Below are 19,022 nucleotides of genomic sequence, written 5' to 3' on the forward strand. Positions count from 1 at the left end.
ACTTCGGCGGAGCCGGAGAACGCGGGCTCCGGCGGCTCGGGAAGGGCCGGGGAACGGTCGCGTGGAGGAAAGTGGAGTGGCGAGCGGGCCAGTGTGTCACAGGACGCGGACCCCGGCGGCACCGAATCGGGAACATCGCCCAGGTTCCCTGGAATATCCACAAATGTCGCTCGACAACCCACAGCGTCGTAGGGTCGTACACACAATGGAAAAGGAATGGCATGGCTCCCGCAAAGGCAATGCCGGGACAGCCGTCGCACTTCTCATGGAGGCCTGGTGGCAGTAACCCATGACGTCTCTCCCCAGCTCGACGAGCTGGTCACCGTGGCCCACCGGATCCGCGAGGCGATCGAGTCGGTGATCGAGGGCAAGGGCGACGCCGTCCGCCTCACCCTCACCGTCCTGCTCTCCGAGGGCCACCTGCTCATCGAGGACGTCCCCGGCGTCGGCAAGACCATGCTGGCCAAGGCGCTGGCGCGTTCCATCGACTGTCCCGTACGCCGCGTGCAGTTCACCCCCGACCTGTTGCCCAGCGACATCACCGGGGTGAGCGCCTACAACCAGCAGACCCGGGAGTTCGAGTTCAAGCCGGGCCCGGTCTTCGCCAACATCGTGGTGGGCGACGAGATCAACCGCGCCTCCCCCAAGACGCAGTCGGCGCTCCTCGAATGCATGGAGGAACACCAGGTGACCGTGGACGGCGTGACGTACCAGCTCGACGCGCCCTTCATGGTGATCGCCACCCAGAACCCGATCGAGATGGAGGGCACCTATCCCCTCCCCGAGGCGCAGCGCGACCGCTTCACCGCCCGGGTCGCCATGGGCTACCCCGAGCCCACGGCCGAGCTGGAGATGCTCGACGTGCACGGCGGCACCTCGCCGCTGGACAAGCTGGAGCCGGTGGCCACCACGGCGGAGGTGCGCTCGCTCATCGAGGCCGTGCGCGGCGTGTACGTCTCCCAGCCGGTCAAGAAATACGCCATCGACCTGGTCGTGGCCACCCGCCACTCCCCCGACCTGCGGCTGGGCGCCTCGCCCCGGTCCACGCTGCAGCTCGTACGGGCCGCGCGGGCGCACGCCGCACTGGCCGGCCGCGACTACGTCATCCCCGACGACCTGCAGGACCTCGCGATCCCCGTGCTGGCGCACCGGCTGCTGCCCAGCGTCGAGGCCCAGGGCCAGCGCCGGCTGCCCGAGCAGGTGGTGGCCGACCTGGTCAGGCGCGTGCCGGTGCCGGAGACGCGGGGCCGTTGATGGACCGGCGGCGCGCGCACGCCTCCGGGCGGCACGGCACGGGCGGCACGTCATGAGGGCCGGGCTGCGGGCGCTGACCAGCAGGGGCCGCTCGTTCCTCGCCTCGGGGATCGCGGCCCTGCTGATGGCGTTCTTCCTCGGCGAGAGCGACCTGTTCAGGATCGGGGTGCTGATCACGGCGCTGCCGCTGCTGGCCGCCATGGTGGTGGCGCGGACCCGCTACCGGCTGAGCTGCGCCCGGCGGCTGGACCCGCCGAGGGCCGAGGTGGGCGGCGAGGCCACGGTGACCCTGCGGCTGGAGAACGTCACCCGGCTGCCCACCGGGCTGCTGCTCATCGAGGACACGGTCCCGTACGCGCTGGGCGTGCGGCCCCGGTTCGTGCTGGACCGGGTCGAGCCGCGCGGCGTGCGGGAGATCGACTACCGGGTGCGCTCCGACCTGCGGGGCCGCTACACGATCGGGCCCCTGTCCATCCGGATCGCCGACCCGTTCGGGCTGGTGGAGCTGACCCGCTCGTTCACCATCAGCGACACGCTCGTGGTGACCCCGCACGTTGCGGCGCTGCCGCACGTACGGCTGTCGGGCGAGTGGTCGGGCGGCGGCGAGAGCCGCACCCGGAGCGTCGCGGCGGCCGGCGACGACGACGTGGCGCCGCGCGAGTACCGCCAGGGCGACGACCTGCGCCGGGTGCACTGGCGTTCGACCGCCAGGCGCGGCGAGCTGATGGTACGGCGGGAGGAGCAGCAGTGGCAGAGCCGCGGCGCGCTCCTGCTCGACACCCGCCGGCACGCGCACCGCGGCGAGGGGCCGCGCTCGTCGTTCGAGGTGGCGGTCTCGGCCGCGGCCTCCATCGGCGTGCACCTCGCCCACGAGGGCCTGGGCCTGCGGCTGGTCACCGACCAGGGGCCCGAGCACCTGACCGACAGCGGGCTCAGCTACTCGCTGCTCGACACCCTCGCCGTGATCAGGCACAGCCCGGCCCGCTCGCTGGAGATGGGCGTCTCCGCGCTGCGCCAGGGCGGCGGCGACGGGCTGATCGTGGCCGTGCTCGGCGCGCTGGAGCCGGAGGAGGCGAGGGAGCTGGCCCGGCTGCGGCACAGCAGCATCACCGGCGTGGCGGTGCTGCTCGACGTCGGCACCTGGGACGGCGGCGCGCCGGGCTCGGCCGACGACCACCAGGCCGTGCAGGCCGTGCTCGCCGGGTACGGCTGGCGCATCGTCAACCTGCCCGCGGGCGCCTCGATCGCGTCGGTGTGGCAGCACGCCGCCAACCGCGGCCGGTACGTGCTCAATGCCGCGGGAGGCCCGGCGTGAGGGGGAGGAAATGAGACTGACCATCGCCTCGGGAGCGGCCACGTTCACCGCGGCCATCCTGCTCTACCCCCTGTTCGACGGCGGGACGTGGTTCTGGTCGTCGCTCGGCGCCGTGCTGGCCGTGATGGCGGCCGGCATGGTGAGCAGCCGCCTGTCGCTGCCCGCGTGGGCGGCGCCGGCCCTGGCCCTGGCCGTCACGGGGGTCTATCTGACGATGTCCTTCGCCGCCGAGGAGGCGTGGGGGCTGGTGGTGCCGACGAAGGCGTCGGTGCTGGAGCTCGGCCGGCTGCTCGGGGTCGGCTGGGACGACATCCAGCGCTTCGCCGCCCCGGTGCCCGACACCGAGGGCATCGTGCTGCTGACCACCGGCGGGGTCTCGCTCATCGCGATCCTCGTGGACCTGTTCGCGGCGCGGCTGCGCCGGGCCGCCCTGGCTGGGCTGCCGCTGCTGGCGCTCGCGACGGTCCCGGCGACGATCCTGCCTGATCCGATCAGCTGGCCGGCGTTCATCATCGCCGCGTTCGGCTTCGTCGGGCTGCTCGTCGCGGACGGGCGGGAGCGGATCGGCCACTGGGGCCGGGCGGTGCTGGTACGCAGGACCCGCATGGCGGCGACGCCGTCGCAGGGAGTCGCGGGACGGACCGCTGCTCCGGCGCGGCAGGCGGCGGCGGCCGACACGAGCGGGCTGCGGCTGTCGGGCAAGCGGATCGGGTTCGCCGCGATCGCGCTGGCCGTGCTGGTGCCCGCGCTGCTGCCGGCGATGGAGCCGGTGTCGTTCTTCCAGTTCGGCGTGGGCGGCAGCGGGACGGGCGGGCGCGGCAACTCCATCAGCATCCCCAACCCGATCGCCGGCCTGCGGGGCCAGCTCGAACTGCCCGAGCGGCGCATCGTCCTCACCTACGCCAGCAACGACAGCCAGCCTCGCTACCTGCGGATCTACGCGCTCGACACGTTCGACGGCCAGCAGTTCGGCATGACCAAGCCGAAGGGCGCCGTCGCCAACCGCACGGACAACGGCCCGCTGCCCGAGCCGCCCGGGCTGACCGGGAGGACCGACGTCACGAACGTGACCACCGACATCGAGATCAGCGACCAGGTCACGGAGCTGATGTTCCTGCCGCTGCCGTACCCGCCGAGGGAGATCCAGGTGGACGGCGACTGGCGGGCCGACGTGGACACGCTGATGGTCTTCTCCACCCGCGACGAGGCGGCGGGACTGGACTACCGGGTGCTGACGTCGGAGCCGGCGCCGACGCGCGAGCTGCTGGAGTCGCTGCCGTTCGACCGGGACGCGGTGGACCCGCGCTTCCTCGCGCTGCCCGATGACCTGCCGGCCGAGATCCGGGCGCTGCCGCGGCGCATCGTCGGGGAGGTCTCCTCGCCGTACGAGGCGGCGGTGAAGCTGCAGAAGTGGTTCACCGAGGACGGCGGTTTCACCTACAACCTGCGGACGCAGGGGCACGGCAACTCGGCGCTCGCCGACTTCCTGCTGCACAGCCGGACGGGCTACTGCGAGCAGTTCGCCGCGTCGATGGCGGTGCTGGCCCGGCTGATGGGCATCCCGTCGCGGGTGGCGATCGGCTACACCGGCGGGAGCGCCGTCGGCGGCCAGTGGCAGGTGGGGACCAACGACTCCCACTCGTGGCCCGAGCTGTACTTCGAGGGCGTGGGCTGGCTGCCGTTCGAGCCGACGCCCTCGGGCTCGCTGGGGCAGGGCAGCGCGCGGGCTCCGGCGTACTCGGTGCCCGCGCCGGAGTCCACCGGCGACTCCTCGACGCCGACGCCGGGCGCGACGAGCTCGGCGGGCACCGACGAGATCGCCCCCGGCCAGCAGCAGAACCCGCGCGCGGTGGACCGGGAGAGCCAGCTCCTGGCGGGCGGCCTGCCGGCGCCGGAGGAGTCCTCGCCGGTGCTCGGCAAGGTCGTCCTCGGGGTCGCCGGGCTGCTGCTCGTCCTGCTGATCCCCGCCGCCGCGCGGGTGGTCACCAGGAACCGGCGGGTACGCGCGCTGGACCGGCAGCCGGCAGGGCCGCGGGACGAGGTGACGGCCAGGGCCGCCACCGGCCGCGTCCCCTCGGTCACGGCGGCCTGGGCCGAGCTGGACGACGTCCTGTACGACTACGGCCTGGCCCGCCAGACCAGCGAGACCCCACGGGCGCTGGCGCGGCGGCTGGTCCAGCAGTACGAGTTCGGCGCGGACGCGGCGGCGGCCCTCTCGGCCATCGCCTCGGCCGTCGAGCGGGCGCTGTTCGCCCGTGACCCGGGCAGCACCGGGCCGCTGCGCAAGGAGCTGCGCACGGTGCGCCAGGCCATCGCGGCCACGGTGTCGCGGCGGCGGCGGATCCGGGCGGTGCTGCTGCCGCCGTCCACGCTGCGGCGGCTGCGCGGCCTCGGCGAGCGGCTGCTGGACGGGTTCGACCTGCTGGAGACCATCAGGCTGCGCCGTACGGCGGCGGAGAAGGGCTCCTGACCGGCCGCGCGGGCGGTACATGAGAGAGCGTGCGGCCCCTCCCCACATCGGGGAGGGGCCGCACGCTCTTCTGGCTTACGTCAGCGTTCGTCGTGCCGGCGGCGCCAGCGCTCCTCCATGCGCTCCATGAAGGTGCCCCGGTTGCTCCGGCGGACGGGCTTGCCCGGCGCGGCCTGCCCGGGGGCGGCCGGCGGGACGTCGCCGAACCCGTTCATGCGTTTCCAGCTCGACAGGCCCCACAGACACGCGGCGAGCATGACCACGAAACCGCCGACGCCGAGGGGGATCAGAGCATTGCCGCTCACGACGACGCCGACCATCATGACGACGACGCCGACGGCAAAGCCGATGGTGGCCTTGATGAGGCGACGTTTGTAGTGACGGCGCGGGTCACTGATCCTTACGGTGTTGGCCCACTTCGGGTCCTCGGCGTAGAGGGCCTGCTCGATCTGGTCGAGCAAGCGCTGCTCGTGCTCAGAGAGCGGCACGGCGCCTCCCAAGGACAGCCCCAGGACGGGGAAGACGGCAACGGACGACACGGGGTGTCCGAACCTCGCGGTCGGTTATCCCCAGAATACGAGGCTGTAGACGTAGGCGAAAGCAAACGTCCAACGCAGACCAAACCGGAGGTGACGTCATGGCTCCATTGTGGCCCATCTCGCCCCCCTCTCCCCAAAATAGTGACTCCGGCGCACCACGAAGCAGGGACATCGGCGTCATGTCTCTATTTCATCAAGCTTGCCACGTACGAGCGATGCTGGGACCACCGCATCGGGACCGAATCTTCGAATCGCCTTGTCCATCGCCTGCTCGGCCTCCCGCCACCCGGTCTCCCGCTCGCCGAGGCTGAGCTGCCTGGTGGCCTCCTCCGCCGGGCGCAGGTTCTCCATCCGGACCCCCACGAGCCGCAGCCGCACCCGCTCCAGGCCCGCGGCCTGGTAGAGCTCGCAGGCAGTGGCGTAAATCACCTGGGCCACGTCGGTCGGCTCGCGCAACGTGCGCGAGCGCGTGATCGTCGTGAAATCGGCTCGGCGAAGCTTCACACTTACAGTTCTTCCCACGTGGCCGCCCTTACGCATCCTCGCGGCGACCCGCTCCGACAACCGCAGCAGCTCACGCCTGATGACGTCGGGGTCGTCGACGTCGGCGGCGAAGGTCTCCTCGTTGCCGATGCTCTTGTCGGGCACGTGCGCGGTCACCGGACGCTCGTCGCGCCCCCAGGCCAGCGCCGCCAGGTGGCCGCCCACCGCCTGCCCCAGCTCGCGCTGGAGCGTGCCCGGCGGCACCCTGGCGAGGTCTCCGACGGTGCGGATGCCGAGGCGGACCAGGGACTGCTCGGTGCGCTCACCGACGCCCCAGAGGGCCGACACGGGCAGCGGGTGCAGGAAGGCCACCACCTCGTCGGCCGGGACCACCAGCAGGCCGTCCGGCTTGCACTGCTTGGAGGCCAGCTTGGCCACGAATTTGCTGGCGGCCACGCCCACCGAGCACGTGATGCCGTAGCGCTCCAGGACCTGTTCCTTGATCATCGCGGCGATGGCGGCGGGCGGGCCGAGCCGCCGCCGGGCGCCGCCGACGTCGAGGAACGCCTCGTCGGAGGCGATCGGCTCGACCAGCGGGGTGATCGCGTGGAAGATCTCCATGACGCCCTTGGAGACCTCGGAGTATTTCCCGTGGCTGGGCGGGATGATCACAGCCTGCGGGCAGAGCCTGCGGGCCCGGCTCATCGGCATCGCGGAGTGCACGCCGTGGGCGCGGGCCTCGTAGGTGGCGCTCAGCACGACGCCGCGCCCGGCGGGCGAGCCCACGATGACCGGGCGGCCGCGCAGCTCGGGGCGTTCGAGCAGCTCGACGCTGGCGAAGAAGGCGTCCATGTCGACGTGGAGGATCGGGCAGCCGCTGTCATCGGCCCCGGTGCGCGGAGCGGGGCCGATGCCGGTGATCTGCTTACGGGACACGCCGTCGATTCTATCCGAACACGAATTCGATACGGAGGACGCCCCGAGGGGCGTTCAGGCGCGGTGGCCCAGCACGTGCAGCTGGGTCGCGATGTCACGCAGCACGGGATGCGCGGCGGCGGCCTGCTCCAGCGCCGCCAGCGACTCGGCCGCGCCGGGCTCGCCGTCGACCAGCCGGCTCGGCACCAGGTCGGCGAAGACGCGCACGCCGTGGATCGGCCCGGCCGAGAACCCGGCGGCGTCCAGCAGCCCGGCCAGCGCCTCCGCGGTGAAGCGGCGGGGCGTGGGGTCGCGCTCGCCCCAGGTGCCCCTGGGGTCGCCGAGCACCGTCCGCGCCTCGTCGAACTGCCCGGCGAGAGCGCGGTGGATCGCGGTGGCGACCGGGTTGGCGGCCAGCACGCTGACGGCGCCGCCCGGGCGCAGCACGCCCGCGACGGCGGCCAGCGCGCTGACGGGGTCCTCGACGTACTCCAGGACGCTGTGGCAGAGCACCAGATCGGCGCTGTCGCGCTGGAGCAGCTCGCCCAGGGCGTCGGCGTCGCCCTGCAGCGAACGCACGCCCACGCCCTTCTCCTTGGCCCGGCGCTCCAGCGCGGCCAGCGAGTCGGGGCTCGGGTCGACGACGGTGACGGAGTGGCCCAGCGCGGCGAGCGGCACGGCGAAGCCGCCGGTGCCCCCGCCCGCGTCGACGATGTCGAGCGCCTCGCGGCCGGTGGCCGCGGCCCGCTCGGCCAGGACCGACCGCAGCGCGTCCCAGACGACGGCGGTGCGCACCGCCGGGGTCCTCGTGACGCTTTCAGCACGCACCGTTGGGCTCGCCTCCCTCTCGCCCCGCGAGCTGCTGCTTCGCGGCGGGCTCCTTCGCGGACGCGCCCCAGCCTACGCCGTGCGGGGCATCGCCCGCTGCCCGGTGCGGGGAAGGCGGCGCACAGACGCGGCGCACAGACCAGGGAACGGGCCCGAGATGGGCGGAAAACGCAGAAGGGGCGCGTCGCGGCTGGTGACGCGCCACTTCTCCGTACGCGATCACGCCGCCCGCGCCCCCACGGTCGAGCGGTCGCTGTGCTTTGGAGGCTACCCCGAAACGACCGGTTTGGACGGGTCTCTAAAGGGTGAGGCTTGGCTTGAGTTGCTTGAATCTGGCCAGCAGCCCGTTGACGAACTGAGGGGACTCGTCGGTGGACAGCTCGCCCGCCAGGTGCACCCACTCGCTGATCACGACGCCCTCGGGGACGTCGGGCATCCACAGCAGCTCGTAGGTGCCGCCGCGCAGCAGGTTGCGGTCGACCGCGGGCATGCGGTCGAGGGTCCAGCCCTCGGCGTAGGTGGTGATGAGCTCGTCGATGCGCGGGCGGTGCCGGGCCACGCCCTCGACGATGGCCGAGGTGTATTCGTTGACCGGGGGCTCCTGCCGCTCCACGCGCTCGGCGAGGATCTTCAGCGGATCCTCGCCGCGCAGTTCGGACTCGAAGAGGATGTCGAGCGCACGCCTGCGCGCCTTGCCACGTGCCGACACCTCAGGCCCGGCCGAGGTACTCGCCGGTGCGGGTGTCGACCTTCACCTTCTCGCCCGTCGTGATGAACAGCGGGACCTTGATCTCCGCGCCGGTCTCCAGCTTGGCGGGCTTGGTGCCGCCGGTGGAGCGGTCGCCCTGCAGGCCCGGCTCGGTCTCGGCGATGGTGAGCTCGGCCGCGGCGGGCAGGTCGACGTAGAGGGCGGCGCCCTCGTTGAAGGCGACCGTGGCCGTGGTGTTCTCCAGCATGTAGTTGGCGGCGCTGCCGACCGTGGCGGCGGAGACGTTGACCATGTCGTAGGTCTCGGTGTCCATGAAGACGAAGTCGTCGCCGTCGCGGTAGGAGTACTGCATCTCGCGCTTGTCGACGTTGGCCACGTCGACCTTCACGCCGGCGTTGAAGGTCTTGTCGACGACCTTGCCGGAGAGGACGTTCTTGAGCTTGGTGCGCACGAACGCGCCGCCCTTGCCCGGCTTGACGTGCTGGAACTCGACAACGCTCCAGAGCTCACCGCCCTCGAGCTTCAGCACGATGCCGTTCTTGAGGTCGTTGGTCGTCGCCACTCGTTCTTCTCCCGCGTGCGGCCGCTCTAAAGGACGAGCAGCTCCTTGGTCGTCTTGGTGAAAAGCTCCGGCCCGCCCGCACGGGTCACGAGGGTGTCCTCGATCCGGACGCCGCCTCGGCCGGGGAGGTAGACCCCGGGCTCGACGGTGATCGGAACTCGATCCTCTAGTCTACCGGTCCGTGAGGGGCCCAGGAACGGCTCCTCGTGGATCTCCAGGCCGACGCCGTGCCCGAGTCCGTGCCTGAAGTGCTCGCCGTGGCCCGCCTCCGCCACGATCGAGCGGGCCGCGCGGTCCACGTCACCGGCCGCCGCGCCGGGCGCGAGCGCGTGCCGGCCCGCCCGCTGGGCGGCGGCCACCAGGTCGTAGAGCTCGCGCTGCCAGCCTGCGGGCGGTCCGAGGCTGACCGTACGGGTCATGTCGGCGTGATAGCCCTGGTAGCGGGCGCCGAAGTCCATCGTCACCAGGTCGCCGGCGCGCAGCTCCCTTTCGGTGGGGGCGTGGTGCGGGATCGCGCCGTTCTCGCCCGCGGCCACGATCGAGTCGAACGCGGGCTTGTCGGCGCCCAGCTCGGTCATGCGGTTCTCCAGCAGCCGGGCGAGCTCGCGCTCGGTCATGCCGGGGACGATGCGGACCGACACGTCGGCGAACGCCTGGTCGGTGATCGCGCAGGCGGTGCGCAGCAGCTCCAGCTCGGCGTCGTCCTTGACCGCGCGCAGCTCCTCGACCACCGGGCCGAGCGGCACCAGCCCCTCGCCCAGGCGGCGGTAGGTGGCCACGGTCATGCTCGCCGCCTCGATGCCCGCGCCCGGCTCGGCCAGCCGGGCCGCCACGTCGGACGCCTCGACGACCGGGACTCCGAGGGTGCGGGCCTTGCCGATGTAGCGGTTGTCGGTGGCGAGCAGCGCCGAGCCGTCGGCCCGGACCAGGACGGCCGCGTTCGAGCTGGCCAGGCCCGTCAGGTAGCGGACGTTGACCGCGGAGGTGACGAGGAGCGCCGGGACCTCGCGGGCGGGCAGCAGCGCGGCGAGCCGCGCCAGGCGCGCCGCGTGGTCGAAGGTCATCCCGTCAATCTACGGCCCCTCGGGTCCTCGCAGCGCGCGACGGGTCAGCGCTCCGGGACGGCCCATTCGCGGATGAACTCCGCGAGCGGGCCGGTCGGCTCCATGTCGCCCTTCCGCTGAGCGCGCTCGAGGTCGCGGTAGACGCCGGCGACCTCCTTGAGCGCGGCCTCGCTGCGGCCGTCGGCGTACTTGCCCGCCGCCTTGCGCAGCTTGTCCTGGGCCTTGGCGGCGACGCGCGGGTTGATGCCGTTGGTGCCGACCTGGTGCCTCACGGCCTCGTCGAACGCGCCCAGCCACCGGTCGAAGCCGCCGGGCGGCTCCTGGCCGGGGCGGAGGGTGCCGCGGACGGGGGGCGTCTCGCGCAGCGCGCTGGGCAGCTCGCTGTCCGGCCCGAAGGTGATCACGTTGCCCGGCGACGGCTGGGCCGGCGGGCTGGTGGGCTCGCCGGTGGGCCAGTCGGACGTCGTGGTGGGCGTCTGTCCAGGAACGGCGGCCGTGGTGGGCACGTCGCTGGGGGTGGCCACCGCGACCGGGTCGCGTCCCTCGGGCTCGTCGCCGCCCGCGTTCGCCCAGAGGACCATGCCGACGGTCACCACGACGATGGCGGCCACGGCCACGCCGAGCTGGACGACGAGCCTGCGCCCGCCGCGCGCCGGCTGCCGCGGGCCCTCCATCGCGAGGTCGCCGGCCTGGTAGACGGCGGTGTCGCCGGCGCGGGCCACCGGTGAGGCGCCAGGAACGTTGTCGCGCAGCATGGCGCCGGTGACGGGCATGCCGGACGGGGCCGCCGGGGCGTCGGGGTTGGCGCGGGGGTGGGCGATGCTCACCAGCGCGCGGCGGATGGTCTCGCCGCCGGCCGGGCGGCGCGCGGGATCTTCCGCGATCATGGCCAGCACCAGGCGGTCCAGCTCGGCGGGCACCCCGGGCCTGAGGGCGCTGGGCGGCACCGGCCCCCCGCCCGTGGCGGAGGCGTCCCCAGTCCCGGCGGCTTCAGTCCCGGCGGCTTCAGTCCCGGCGGCTTCAGTCCCGGCGGCTTCGAAGGGGTGGCGTCCGCTCAGCAGCTCGTAGCAGACGCAGCCGAGGGCGTACACGTCGCCGGCGGGCCGCGCCTCGTCCCCCGCGGCCCGCTCGGGGGCCAGGTAGCGGGGGTCGCCGCCGGGCGTGGCCGCGCCGCCGAGCCCGAACCCGACGACCTTGAGCACGCCGCTGCCGGCCCGCCGGAAGCTGTCGGGGTCGATCTCCCCGTGCACCACCCCGGCGCGGTGCGCGGCGTCCAGCCCGGCGGCCGCCTGCGCCACCAGGTCGCACGTCTCCACCACGCCCAGGGTGCCGCCCGCGGCCTGCCGCTCCTCGCCGAGGCTGAGCCCCGTGAGGTGCTCCATCACCAGGAACGGCGCCCCGTCGTGCTCGCCGACGTCCAGCACCATGGCCACGTTCGGATGGATGACCTTGGCCACGGCCTGGGCGTGCTGCCTGAGCAGTTCGGGGGTTCCCTCGCCCCGCAGCAGCTTCACGGCCACGACCCAGTCGGCGCGGGTGTCGTACCCTCGCCACACCTCGCCCACCGGTCCGGCGCCGATGCGCTCCTCCAGCCGGTACCGGTCGGCTATCAATGCCGGCGTCGCGTCGGACATATCCCCGCCAAACACTCGAAAATCATGATTTGCGACCCACCCTAGGGCCCTCCAGGCCCGCATGCCCCCACAACCCGGTACGGGGCACCGGCCGGAAGGGCCCGTGATCAGGCGGCGGCGGGCTGCGGGACGCGGGCGCGCCCGGCGGTGTCGTCGAGCGGCTGCGGCGGGGCGTCGAAGACCGCCGTGTCGAGGCGGCCCTCCGAGCGGGCCACCAGCACCGGCACCACCATCTGGCCGGCGACGTTGGTGGCGGTGCGCATCATGTCGAGGATCGGGTCGATGGCCAGCAGCAGGCCGACGCCCTCCAGCGGCAGTCCCAGGGTGCTGAGCGTGAGCGTCAGCATGACGGTCGCGCCGGTGAGCCCGGCGGTGGCAGCCGAGCCGACGACCGAGACGAACGCGATCAGCAGGTAGTCGCCGAGACCGAGCGGCACGCCGAAGACCTGAGCCACGAAGATCGCGGCGAGCGCCGGGTAGACCGAGGCGCAGCCGTCCATCTTGGTGGTGGCGCCGAACGGCACCGCGAAGGAGGCGTAGTCGGGGTCCACGCCGTTGCGCTCGACCGTGACCCGCTGCGTCAGCGGCAGCGTGCCGACCGACGAGCGCGAGACGAACGCCAGCTCGATCGCGGGCCAGGCGTTGCGGAAGAAGCGCACGGGGCTGACCTTGCCCCAGACCGCCAGCAGCGTCGGGTAGACGGCCAGCAGCACCAGGAGGCAGCCGGCGTAGACCCCGGCGCTGAACTTGGCGAGCGGCGCGAGCAGGTCCCACCCGTACGTGGACACGGCCTTGCCGATGAGGCCCGCCGTGCCGATGGGCGCGAGCCTGATGACCCACCACAGCGCCTTCTGGACCAGCTCCAGCACCGACCGGGCGAGCGCGAGCGCCGGTTCGGCCTTCTCCCCCGCCGCCAGGGCGGCCGCGCCCAGCACCGCGCCCAGGAAGACGATCTGCAGGACGTTGACCTCGGTGAAGGCGGTGACGACGTTGGTGGGGAGGATGCCGGTGACGAAGTCGAGCCAGGTTCCGGCGTGCTCGGGGGCCTTGGCGGCGCCGGTGTCGAGGCTGACGCCGCGGCCGGGGTCGATGAGCAGGCCGAGCCCGATGGCGAGCGCCACCGACACCGCGGCGGTGATCAGGAACCACATCAGGGTCTTGGCGGCGAGCCTGGCCGCGCCGTTGACGTTGCGCAGGTTGGCGACGCTGACCAGCACGGCGGTGAAGACCAGCGGCGGCACGGCGAGCTTGAGCAGCTGGACGAAGATCTGGCCGACCCTGTTCAGGGTCTCGGCCAGCCAGGTCACGTCCCAGATCCTGGCGGCGAAGCCCAGCGCGACGCCGGCGGCGAGGCCGGTGAGGAGCTGGAGCGAGAAAGAGAATCTCTTCACGGGAGGAAAGCTCCGGACTTATGAGGTTATGGGTGGTCGCGGCGTCGTACGGGTCAGCGACACAACGACGTGTGCAACCGGCACAGGTCGACGTGCAGCCGCTCGACGAGCAGCACGAGCACCAGGGAGAACCTCACGGGGCCTGTCAACGCCGGTGAGATCCGGAGCATTCCTCCCAGGAAGGGTGATTCACTTCACTCGGCCGGTCAGCCGGCGATCTCCTTGATCTGCTCGATGAGCCGCACCCGCTCCTCGTGCGTACGCCCGAGCGGCGCCACGTTCAGCGTGGTGACCCCCGACTCCTTCAGCGCCTGCACCCGGTCGCGCACGAAGCCCTCGCTGCCGATCAGCGACTGCTTCTCCAGCAGCTCGGTGGGCACCTTGGCGGCGGCCTCCTCCTTCTTGCCCGCGAGGTAGAGGTCCTGGATCTCCTCGGCCTCCTTCTCGTAGCCGTAGCGCCTGGCCAGGTCGTTGTAGAAGTTCTTGCCCTTGGCGCCCATGCCGCCGATGTAGAGGGCCGCCATCGGCCGCCCGAACTCCAGCAGCCCGGACACGTCGTCGCCGATCGCGAGGGACGCCTGCGCGATCACGTCCAGCTCGCCCAGCTCGGGGTCGCGCTTCGCCCTGCCGGCGGCCAGGGCCTCGCCCCACACCTCGCCGGCCTTCTCCGGCACGTAGAAGATCGGCTCCCAGCCCTCGGCCAGCTCGGCGGCCAGCTCGACGTTCTTCGGCCCGATGGCGGCGACCACGATGGGGATGCGGGGACGCACCGGGTGGTTGATGATCTTCAGGGCCTTGCCCAGGCCGGTGCCCTGGCCGGGCGGGAGCGGCACCTGGTAGTGGCGGCCCTGGTGCTCCACGCGCTCGCGCCGCCACACCTGGCGGCAGATCTCGATGACCTCCCGCGTACGCGCCAGCGGCGCGGTGTACGGCACCCCGTGGAAGCCCTCGATCACCTGCGGCCCCGACGCGCCGATGCCGAGCGTGAAACGCCCGTCGGAGACGAAGTCGAGCCCGGCGGCGGTCATGGCGAGGAGCGTCGGCGTGCGCGAGTAGATCGGCAGGATGCCGGAGGCGATCTGCAGCCGCTCGGTCTTCGCCGCGATGTAGCCCATCTGGCTGACCGCGTCGAAGCTGTAGGCCTCGGCCACGAACACGATGTCCAAGCCGGCCTTCTCGTAGTCCGCCAGCTCGGCGACGGTCTCCTTGAAGCCGCCCGAGTAGTTGATTGCCATACCGATGCGCATGCCGGGCTCCCCTAGAACCGAATGATGTTCCGTTTCGACGCGAACAGGCTATCGCGTCGGCTCTCCGACGGGGAGCCGCTAGCCTGGGACGGGTGCTGAGTCGCGTGGTCGTGGTGCTGTCGGCGGTCGTGGCCGCGGCTCTGGCGGGTCATCGGCTGATCCCCTCGCTCGGCGGGTTCACCCCCGTCCTGGAGAGCCTGCTGCCCTGGATCGGGCTGGCCGTGCCGGTGCTGCTGCTCGCCGCCGCGCTGGCGCGTTCCACCGTGGCCGCCGCGGCCGCGCTGGTGCCGGGGCTGGTGTGGGCGGCCATGTTCGGCTCGACGCTCCTTCGCACGCCGCCCGGCGGGGCCAGCGACCTGTCCGTGGGCACGGTCAACGTCGGGGTGCGCAACGACGCCTCCGGCGAGGCCGTACGCGCCGTCGCCAAGGACCTCGACCTGCTGGCCGCCCAGGAGCTGACGCCCGGCGGCCCGGCCGCCAAGCAGCTCAACAAGATGTTCAAGTACCACTACCCGGTCAGCACGGTCGGCCTGTGGAGCCGCTACCCGCTGAGCCGCACCGAGCCGCTGGACGTCGGCCTGGGCTGGCCCCGCGCCCTGCGCGCCGTCGCCGAGACCCCCAAGGGCAAGGTCACCGTCTACGTCATGCACCTCGCCTCGGCCCGCCCCGGCCACACCGCCTCGCGCGACGCCTCGCTGGCCCGCGCCCGCGCGCTGGTCGACGCCGACCCGAGCAAGCGCATCCTGCTGCTCGGCGACCTCAACACCGCCACCACCGACCGCAACCTGCGCGGCCTCACCCCGCCGCTCACCGACGCGCAGAGCGTCGCCGGTGACGGGTTCGGCTTCACCTGGCCGGCCGAGTTCCCGGTCACCCGGCCCGACCACATCCTGTTCAAGGGGATGGAGGCGACCGAGGCGGGCGTCGCCCCGGCAACGGGCAGCGACCACCGCGCCGCGATCGCCTCGTTCCGCTTCTAGCCCTGGCCCCGCAGGGCGGCGAGGTCCTGCGGCGTGTCGATGTCGGCGGGGTCGCCGTGGTCGTCGCACGGCACCTCGGTGACCAGCTCAGGATGGGCCTTGATGAACGCGCGGGCCCCGACGTCCCCCACCGCGCGCTCGGCCACCTCGGCGAAGTGCTCGCGGGCGATGAGCACCGGGTTCCTGCGCCGGCCCCCGTACGTGGCGACGGCCAGCCCGGCGCGCGCCTCGATCAGCGCGCGCACCGCGCCCGGCCGGATCAGCGGCTGGTCGACCAGCGCGATCACCACGGCCTCCGCCTCCTCGGGCAGCGCGGCCAGGCCGGCCCGCAGCGACGAGCCCATGCCGGAGGCCCAGCCGGGGTTGCGCACCGCGACCGCCCCGCGCACCTGGGCGTCGGCCGCGCCCAGCACCACCACGACCGGGCGGCAGCCGCCCTCCGCCAGCAGCCGTACGCCCCGGTCGAGCAGGCGTTCGCCGTCGTACTCGACGAGCGCCTTCGGGGTGCCGAGCCGCTCGCCGCGCCCGGCCGCGAGCAGCAGTCCCGCGATCACGGCGACTCGTGGTGGATGCGGCCGCGGGTGGTGGACAGGGGGCGGCCGGTGCCGCCCCAGCGGAGCTGGATCAGCTCGGCGGCGATCGACACGGCGGTCTCCTCGGGGGTGCGCGCGCCGAGGTCCAGGCCGATGGGCGAGCGCAGCCGGGAGAGCTCCTCCTCGGTGAGCCCGGCCTCGCGCAGCCGGGCCAGGCGGTCCTCGTGGGTACGGCGCGAGCCCATCGCCCCGACGTACCCGGCGGCGGTGCGCAGCGCCACCTCCAGCAGCGGAACGTCGAACTTCGGGTCGTGGGTGAGCACGCAGATCACCGTGCGCTCGTCCACCTCCACCGTGGCGAGGTAGTCGTGCGGCCACTTGACCACGACCTCGTCGGCGTCGGGGAAACGCTTCGGCGTGGCGAAGACCGGCCGGGCGTCGCAGACCGTGACGTGGTAGCCGAGGAACTTGCCGACCCGCGCCACCGCCGCCGCGAAGTCGATCGCCCCGAACACCAGCATGCGCGGCGGCGGCGCGAACGCGTGCACGAACACCGCGAGATCGTCCAGCCGCCGCTCCCCCTCGCCGCCGTAGCGGCGGATGCCGGTCGCGCCCTGGGCGAGCATGCCGCGGGCGTCGTCGTCCACGGCCTCGTCGAGCCGGCGCACCCCGAGGGTGCCCGAGGCGCGGTCCGGCCAGATGATCCGGCGCGCCCCGATGTGTCCGGGGCCGGAGACGACGGTGGCGACGGCGACCGGCTCGTGCGCCTCGATCGACGCGGCCACCTCGCCGAGCTGGGGGAAGGTCTCGATCGAGATGGGCTCGACGAGGATGTCGATGATGCCGCCGCAGGTGAGCCCGACGGCGAAGGCGTCGTCGTCGCTGACCCCGTAGCGCTGGAGCACCGGCGTGTCGATCTCGCCAGCCAGCTCGAACACCGCGCCCTCGACGCAGCCGCCGGACACGCTGCCCACGACCTCGTCGCCGCGCACCGCCATCGCCGCGCCCGGCGGTCGCGGCGCGCTGCTGAACGTGCTGACCACGGTCGCCAGCCCGAACTTGAGCCCCGACCGGTACCAGCGCATGATCTCCGGCAGCACGTCACGCATGGGCGAGCCTTTCGCTGAGTTGCTCGTAGGCGGCCAGGCTGTGCCCGGCCACCAGGTCGTCGATGTACGGCAGTGCGGCCCGCATCCCGCCCGTGAGCGGCTGGTAGTCCTCGTACCCCTTGTGCGGGTTGACCCAGATGATGCGGTACGCCTGCCGCGAGAGCCTGGCCATCTGGGTGGCGAGCAGGCCGGGGTCGCCGCGTTCCCAGCCGTCGGAGGCGATCACCACGATCGCACCCCGGGCGCTGAACCGGGTCAGGTACTCGCGCAGCTCCTCCCCCAGCCGGGTGCCGCCGCTCCAGTCGGGGATGGCCTTCGACGCCTCGTTCAGCGCGGTGCCGGGGTCGCGGTGGCGCAGCTCGGCGGTGAGCGGGGTGAGCCGGGTGCCGACGGAGTAGACCCTGGTGGCCCGCGGCTCGCTCCTGACCAGGGCGTGGGCGAAGCGCAGCAGGGTCTCGGCGTAGGGGGCCATGGAGCCGCTGACGTCCACGAACAGCACCACCGCACGGGGGCGGGTGGCGTGCGCGCGGTGGCGGAGTTCGGCCACCTCGCCCTTGCGCAGCGCCTCCCTGATCGTCCTGCGCCGGTCGAGCGCGCCGCGGTGGGCGCGTTCGAAGCGGCGCGAGCGCCGCCGGGCCCGCCGGTCGCGCAGCAGGGCCAGCAGGCGGTGCACCTCGGCCCGCTCGGCCTCGGTGAGCCTGGCCACGTCCCGGTGGCGCAGGATCTCGGCGCGGCTCGCGGTCGCGGGGGCCGCCGTCGCCTCGCCGCCGCCCTCCTCCTCGCCGCCCGGATCCTCGCGCGCCGCCAGGTGCCGGGTGACGCTCGTGACGGCCGTACGGGCGAGCGTCGCGCGCCGCCCGGCGAAGTAGGCGGCGAAGCAGCGGTCGTAGCGGGGCAGGTCGTCCGGGGTCGCGCACAGCGTGAGCCGCCCGGCCCAGTAGACGGCGGCGCGGTCGGTCACGTCGAGGTGGGCGAGCGCGGCCAGCAGGCTCTGGGTGCGGTCGTGGTCGGCGGCCACTCCGGCGGCCCGCAGCGTCCTGGCGAAGCCCGTCATGACGGCGACCAGCCCGCCGGCGTCCCGGTCAGTCATGGGAGAGCAGCCCGTTGCCGAGGACGCTCACCACGTCCTCCCGGTACTTCAACGCCGCTCCCAGCGTGGCGGCGGCGAGATCCGGGTCCAGCTCCTTCGCGCCCAGCGTCAGCAGCGCCTCCGTCCAGTCCAGCGTCTCGGCCACGCCGGGCGGCTTGACCAGGTCGGCCTGGCGCAGCCGCTCGGCCGCCCGCGCCACCTGCAGCGCCAGGGTCTCGGTGCACTGCGGCAGCCGGCGCAGCAGGATGGCCACCTCGCGGTCGTAGGACGGGTGTTCCAGCCAGTGGTAGAGGCAGCGCCGCTTGAGCGCGTCGTGGACCTCACGGGTGCGGTTGGAGGTCACCACGACCACCGGCGGCGTCTCCGCCCTGATCGTGCCCAGCTCGGGGATCGAGATCGTGAAGTCCGACAGGACCTCCAGCAGGAACGCCTCGAACTCGTCGTCGGCCCGGTCGATCTCGTCCACCAGCAGCACACTGGGCTGCGTCTCGACGGCCTTCAGCAGCGGGCGGGCGATGAGGAAGCGCCGGTCGTAGATCTCGCCCTCCAGCCGGGCGACGTCGGTGACCCCGGCCGCCTCGGCGGCCTTGAGATGCAGGAGCTGCCGGGCGAAGTCCCAGTCGTAGAGCGCCTGGGCGGCGTCCAGGCCCTCGTAGCACTGGAGCCGGATGAGCGGCGCCCTGAGCAGCGTGGCCAGGGTCTTGGCCAGCTCGGTCTTGCCGACGCCCGCCTCCCCTTCCAGGAACAGCGGCCGTCCCATGCGCAGCGCGAGGAAGGCGGCCGTCGCGAGCCCCTCGTCGGCCAGGTAGGCATGCCGGTCGAGCAGCTCGACGAGCTTTCCCGGCGACTGGATGTCCATCGTCCTGATTGTCCGGCGCAGCACGCCTTCAGGCTACGTC

General features: G+C 73.0%; 17 protein-coding genes. 4 read left to right on the top strand and 13 right to left on the bottom strand.

The annotated features are described in order from the left end of the window. The first annotated feature begins 216 nt into the window (after positions 1-216). The 3 genes from SMD20_RS14505 to SMD20_RS14515 are packed head-to-tail and all read left to right on the top strand — an operon-like array spanning position 217 to position 5,039. A complete protein-coding gene (locus tag SMD20_RS14505) occupies positions 217-1,254 on the top strand; it encodes an AAA family ATPase (RefSeq protein ID WP_442942480.1) in 1,038 nt (345 codons plus the stop codon). A 52-nt stretch (positions 1,255-1,306) separates the two neighbouring features. Further along, positions 1,307-2,569 (top strand): DUF58 domain-containing protein, encoded by a 1,263-nt coding sequence (locus SMD20_RS14510; protein WP_329580486.1) that lies wholly within the window; start codon positions 1,307-1,309, stop codon positions 2,567-2,569. 10 nt (positions 2,570-2,579) lie between these two features. Beyond that, positions 2,580-5,039, top strand: a complete 2,460-nt coding sequence (locus SMD20_RS14515) for a transglutaminase family protein (protein WP_329580488.1) — start codon at positions 2,580-2,582, stop codon at positions 5,037-5,039. 80 nt (positions 5,040-5,119) lie between these two features. Here the strand turns inward: SMD20_RS14515 and SMD20_RS14520 are convergent, their stop codons facing one another. The 9 genes from SMD20_RS14520 to SMD20_RS14560 all read right to left on the bottom strand — a co-directional run bounded on the left by SMD20_RS14520 (position 5,120) and on the right by SMD20_RS14560 (position 14,411). After that, entirely contained in the window at positions 5,120-5,527 is a 408-nt protein-coding gene (locus SMD20_RS14520) for a DUF3040 domain-containing protein (RefSeq protein ID WP_329580490.1), read from the bottom strand. Between the two features lie 228 nt (positions 5,528-5,755). Continuing rightward, positions 5,756-6,997: a DNA polymerase IV gene (locus SMD20_RS14525; protein ID WP_329580493.1), complete on the bottom strand. Its 1,242-nt coding sequence runs from the start codon at positions 6,995-6,997 to the stop codon at positions 5,756-5,758. Between the two features lie 54 nt (positions 6,998-7,051). Then, the gene (locus SMD20_RS14530; protein WP_329580497.1) at positions 7,052-7,804 is read right to left on the bottom strand and encodes a methyltransferase domain-containing protein; all 753 of its coding nucleotides are present in this window, start codon (positions 7,802-7,804) and stop codon (positions 7,052-7,054) included. A 298-nt stretch (positions 7,805-8,102) separates the two neighbouring features. Next, a complete protein-coding gene (nusB, locus tag SMD20_RS14535) occupies positions 8,103-8,513 on the bottom strand; it encodes a transcription antitermination factor NusB (protein ID WP_329580500.1) in 411 nt (136 codons plus the stop codon). Position 8,514: 1 nt separating this feature from the next. Further along, the gene (gene efp / locus SMD20_RS14540) at positions 8,515-9,075 is read right to left on the bottom strand and encodes an elongation factor P (RefSeq protein WP_329580503.1); all 561 of its coding nucleotides are present in this window, start codon (positions 9,073-9,075) and stop codon (positions 8,515-8,517) included. A gap of 26 nt (positions 9,076-9,101) precedes the next feature. Continuing rightward, complete coding sequence (locus SMD20_RS14545) at positions 9,102-10,139, bottom strand: M24 family metallopeptidase (RefSeq protein ID WP_329580505.1); 1,038 nt, start codon at positions 10,137-10,139, stop codon at positions 9,102-9,104. A gap of 44 nt (positions 10,140-10,183) precedes the next feature. Then, positions 10,184-11,773, bottom strand: a complete 1,590-nt coding sequence (locus SMD20_RS14550) for a serine/threonine-protein kinase (RefSeq protein WP_329580508.1) — start codon at positions 11,771-11,773, stop codon at positions 10,184-10,186. Positions 11,774-11,880: 107 nt separating this feature from the next. Next, positions 11,881-13,164 (bottom strand): dicarboxylate/amino acid:cation symporter, encoded by a 1,284-nt coding sequence (locus tag SMD20_RS14555; protein ID WP_329580511.1) that lies wholly within the window; start codon positions 13,162-13,164, stop codon positions 11,881-11,883. A 206-nt stretch (positions 13,165-13,370) separates the two neighbouring features. After that, entirely contained in the window at positions 13,371-14,411 is a 1,041-nt protein-coding gene (locus SMD20_RS14560) for an LLM class F420-dependent oxidoreductase (protein ID WP_329580514.1), read from the bottom strand. Positions 14,412-14,503: 92 nt separating this feature from the next. Between SMD20_RS14560 and SMD20_RS14565 the strand changes: the two genes are divergently transcribed. Next, positions 14,504-15,391: an endonuclease/exonuclease/phosphatase family protein gene (locus tag SMD20_RS14565; protein ID WP_329580517.1), complete on the top strand. Its 888-nt coding sequence runs from the start codon at positions 14,504-14,506 to the stop codon at positions 15,389-15,391. Here SMD20_RS14565 and SMD20_RS14570 read toward each other — a convergent pair. Genes SMD20_RS14570 through SMD20_RS14585 form a run of 4 tightly spaced genes read right to left on the bottom strand, consistent with a single transcriptional unit; the run spans position 15,388 to position 18,982 of the window. After that, positions 15,388-15,942, bottom strand: a complete 555-nt coding sequence (locus SMD20_RS14570; protein WP_329592551.1) for a nucleotidyltransferase family protein — start codon at positions 15,940-15,942, stop codon at positions 15,388-15,390. The two genes, SMD20_RS14565 and SMD20_RS14570, sit on opposite strands and share 4 nt — an antisense overlap. Then, positions 15,942-17,033 carry an XdhC/CoxI family protein gene (locus tag SMD20_RS14575; protein ID WP_329580521.1) on the bottom strand — a complete coding sequence of 364 codons (1,092 nt, stop codon included), beginning with the start codon at positions 17,031-17,033 and terminating at the stop codon, positions 15,942-15,944. The genes SMD20_RS14570 and SMD20_RS14575 overlap by 1 nt, the downstream gene beginning before the upstream one ends. Further along, the gene (locus SMD20_RS14580; protein ID WP_329580523.1) at positions 17,026-18,123 is read right to left on the bottom strand and encodes a vWA domain-containing protein; all 1,098 of its coding nucleotides are present in this window, start codon (positions 18,121-18,123) and stop codon (positions 17,026-17,028) included. Before SMD20_RS14580 ends, SMD20_RS14575 begins: the two co-directional genes overlap by 8 nt. Continuing rightward, a complete protein-coding gene (locus SMD20_RS14585; RefSeq protein ID WP_329592553.1) occupies positions 18,116-18,982 on the bottom strand; it encodes an AAA family ATPase in 867 nt (288 codons plus the stop codon). Before SMD20_RS14585 ends, SMD20_RS14580 begins: the two co-directional genes overlap by 8 nt. Between the last annotated feature and the right edge of the window lie 40 nt (positions 18,983-19,022).

Source organism: Nonomuraea sp. LP-02, assembly GCF_036289125.1.
Taxonomy (GTDB): domain Bacteria; phylum Actinomycetota; class Actinomycetes; order Streptosporangiales; family Streptosporangiaceae; genus Nonomuraea; species Nonomuraea bangladeshensis.

What these genes read in the sequence shown, in the direction of transcription:
- SMD20_RS14505 (WP_442942480.1), top strand. Translation starts at nt 217, where the DNA reads ATGGCATGGCTCCCGCAAAGGCAATGCCGGGACAGCCGTCGCACTTCT.
- SMD20_RS14510 (WP_329580486.1), top strand. Translation starts at nt 1,307, where the DNA reads ATGAGGGCCGGGCTGCGGGCGCTGACCAGCAGGGGCCGCTCGTTCCTC.
- SMD20_RS14515 (WP_329580488.1), top strand. Translation starts at nt 2,580, where the DNA reads ATGAGACTGACCATCGCCTCGGGAGCGGCCACGTTCACCGCGGCCATC.
- SMD20_RS14545 (WP_329580505.1), bottom strand. Translation starts at nt 10,139, where the DNA reads ATGACCTTCGACCACGCGGCGCGCCTGGCGCGGCTCGCCGCGCTGCTG.
- SMD20_RS14550 (WP_329580508.1), bottom strand. Translation starts at nt 11,773, where the DNA reads ATGTCCGACGCGACGCCGGCATTGATAGCCGACCGGTACCGGCTGGAG.
- SMD20_RS14560 (WP_329580514.1), bottom strand. Translation starts at nt 14,411, where the DNA reads ATGCGCATCGGTATGGCAATCAACTACTCGGGCGGCTTCAAGGAGACC.
- SMD20_RS14575 (WP_329580521.1), bottom strand. Translation starts at nt 17,033, where the DNA reads ATGCGTGACGTGCTGCCGGAGATCATGCGCTGGTACCGGTCGGGGCTC.
- SMD20_RS14580 (WP_329580523.1), bottom strand. Translation starts at nt 18,123, where the DNA reads ATGACTGACCGGGACGCCGGCGGGCTGGTCGCCGTCATGACGGGCTTC.
- SMD20_RS14585 (WP_329592553.1), bottom strand. Translation starts at nt 18,982, where the DNA reads ATGGACATCCAGTCGCCGGGAAAGCTCGTCGAGCTGCTCGACCGGCAT.